The sequence below is a fragment of the Streptomyces sp. ERV7 genome (assembly GCF_001653515.1).
In the GTDB taxonomy this organism is placed as follows: Bacteria; Actinomycetota; Actinomycetes; order Streptomycetales; family Streptomycetaceae; genus Streptomyces.
The window spans coordinates 1-2,660 of sequence record NZ_LYOY01000097.1; the positions used below are offsets into that span (position 1 = coordinate 1).

The following is a 2,660-nucleotide window of genomic DNA, read 5'->3' on the forward strand; positions in this document are numbered from 1 at the left end:
GGGCGTCCGGACTGACACCGGCGTGGTCCTTTCTCTGTGGGGGAGGAGAGACGGACGTGCGGTGGTGCGGGGAACGCTGACCGTGCGGAGATGCTGTGGGGGAGTCTGCTTGTCGAAAGTTTCGAACCCTACAGCGATTCTGTCGCTGACCCTAGAACCGGGCTGATGCTCCGTCAACCGTTCGGGGGCGCTTCTGAGGTGAGGCCGTGCTGGAGCGCTCGACCAGGCTGGTGGCGAGGTCCACCCGCTGGGTGCCGGGGCGGGTGCCCCGGGCCAGGTCGATCACCATGCGGGCCGCGACCTCGGCCATCTCGGTCAGCGGCTGGCGGACGGTGGTGAGCGGCGGGCCGACCCAGCGGGCCAGCGGCAGGTCGTCGAAGCCGACCACGCTGAGGTCCTCGGGGATGCGCAACCCCAGCTCACGGGCCGCCTCGTAGAGTCCGAGGGCCTGTAGGTCGTTTCCGGCGAACACGGCGGTCGGCCGGTCGGGGAGGTTCAGCAGCTCCCGTCCGATCCGGTGCCCCGCCTCGTGGTGGAAGTCGCCCTCGCGGACCAGTTCCGGATCGTAGGCGATGCCCGCCATGTCGAGGGCGGCCCGGTAGCCGTCGGCCCGGGCCCGGCTGCACATCATCCGGCCCGGGCCGCCGATCAGGCCGATCCGGCGGTGGCCGAGGTCGAGCAGGTGCCGGGTGGCGGCCAGGCCGCCGTCCCAGTTGGTGGTGCCGACGGCGGGCACCTCCTGGCCGGGGTCGCCGGCCGGGTCCATCACGACGAACGGGATGTCGCGGCCGGCCAGTTGTTCCTGCTGGGAGCGGTCCAGGCCGGACAGGACCAGCAGCACGCCGGTGGGGCGGCGGGCGAGCACCCCGTCCACCCAGGACTGGCCGGGGGTGAGCCGCCCGGAGGATTCCGAGAGGACGATGCTCAGGCCTTCGGCGCGCGCCACGTTCTCGACGCCGCGGATCACCTCCATCGCCCAGACGCTCTCCAGCTCGTGGAAGACCAGTTCGAGCAGCGGGCTCGGCTGGGTGCCCCGCCGCCGCCGGTAGCCGTGCCGGCGCAGCAGTTCCTCCACCCGCTCCCGGGTGGCCGGGGCGACGTCGGCCCGGCCGTTGAGGACTTTCGAAACAGTCGGAGCCGAGACCCCTGCCTCGTGCGCGATCTCAGCGAGCGTCGCCGCTCTGCTCACGGTTTCCTCCTGCCCTTGCCCTGCTGGGCGAACTGCGCTGTGGGTGGCCGACCGCACGGATGCTAGCCGGTCGGCCCGTTGGATCGGATCTCGCCGGAAGTCTTGACGGGCGGCGAGGCCGGTCCTAGCTTTCCGACCACATTCGCTCAATATTCCGAAACTTGCGAACGAGGGTAGGGGCATGGGACCGAGACTTGCCGCGATCGCCGTCACCACCGCACTCGTCCTGGGCATGACCGCGGCGTGCGGCTCGGGCGGTACCTCCTCCGGCGCTGGCTCCGGGACGATCCACGTGATGGTCTACGGCGACGCCGCCAACAAGGTCGAGAAACAGATGGTCGAGACCTTCAACAAGACCTCCAAGGTCAAGGTGGTACTCGACACCGTCCCCGGCGCGGACTACCAGCAGAAGCTGCAGACCGTCATCAACACCCCGCACGCGCCGGACGTCTTCTTCAACTGGGGCGGCGGCTCCATCCAGCCCTTCGTCAAGGCCGGCCTGCTGCTCCCGCTGGACGGCTTCATCGCCAAGGACCCGGGCCTGAAGAGCAACTTCCTGCCGTCGGTGTTCAACTCGGCCGTCGTGGACGGCAAACCGTACGGCGTGCCGATGCGCGGCACCCAGCCGGTGCTGCTGTTCCACAACAAGAAGGTGCTGGCCGACGCCGGTCTGACCCCGCCGCGCACCTGGGACGAGCTGATCGCCGCCACCAAGGCCCTCAAGGCCAAGGGCATCACCCCGATCGCGCTCGGCGGCGCCGACCAGTGGCCCACCCTGATGTGGTTCGAGTACCTGTACGACCGGATCGCCGGCCCCGGCCTGTTCTCCCGGGCGGTGAACGGCGATCGGGCCGCCTGGGCGAGCGAGGACAGCCGCAAGGCACTGACCGCCCTGAGGCAACTGGCCGAATCCGGCGCGTTCGGCCGTACCTTCGACTCGGTGAAGTTCACCGACGGCGGCTCCCCGGCCCTGGTGGCCAGGGGCCGGGCCGCCTTCGAGCTGATGGGCTCCTGGTACTACTCCACCCAGCAGGACGCCAACCCGGACTTCGCCAAGTCCGGCCTCGGCTACACCGGGTTCCCGACCCTGAGCGGGGGCAAGGGCGACCCGGCCGACGTGGTGGGCAACACCAACAACTTCTATTCGGTACTGAAGAAGACCAAGCACCCCGAGGCCGCCGCCGCGTTCCTCAAGCTGATGTACTCCAAGGAGTTCGTCGAAGCCCAGCTCGCCATCGGCAACCTGCCCACCACCGTCAACACCGTCGACTTCCTGGACAAGGCGGCCAGCCCCGCGTACTCCACGTACCAGTACGAGCTGGTCAAAGCCGCCCCCTCGTTTCAGCTGTCCTGGGACCAGGCATACCCGCCGAGCGCGGCCACCCCGATGCACACCGCCATCCAGCGGTTCTTCGACGGCAAGCTCGACGCCGACGGATTCATCAAGGCCATGCAGGCCTTGCCCGCCTCA

The 2,660-nt window shown here is 69.4% G+C and carries 2 protein-coding genes; one reads left to right on the plus strand and one right to left on the minus strand.

Annotated features, from left to right (window positions below; all coding sequences use genetic code 11):
• Window positions 1-151 precede the first annotated feature (151 nt).
• Window positions 152-1,189: a LacI family DNA-binding transcriptional regulator gene (locus tag A8W25_RS30810; protein WP_067157590.1), complete on the minus strand. Its 1,038-nt coding sequence runs from the start codon at window positions 1,187-1,189 to the stop codon at window positions 152-154.
• A 181-nt stretch (window positions 1,190-1,370) separates the two neighbouring features.
• On the opposite strand from A8W25_RS30810, the gene A8W25_RS30815 reads away from it, so the two are divergent.
• Window positions 1,371-2,660, plus strand: a 1,290-nt coding sequence (locus tag A8W25_RS30815; protein ID WP_067157593.1) for an ABC transporter substrate-binding protein, incomplete at its 3' end; no start/stop codon positions are given.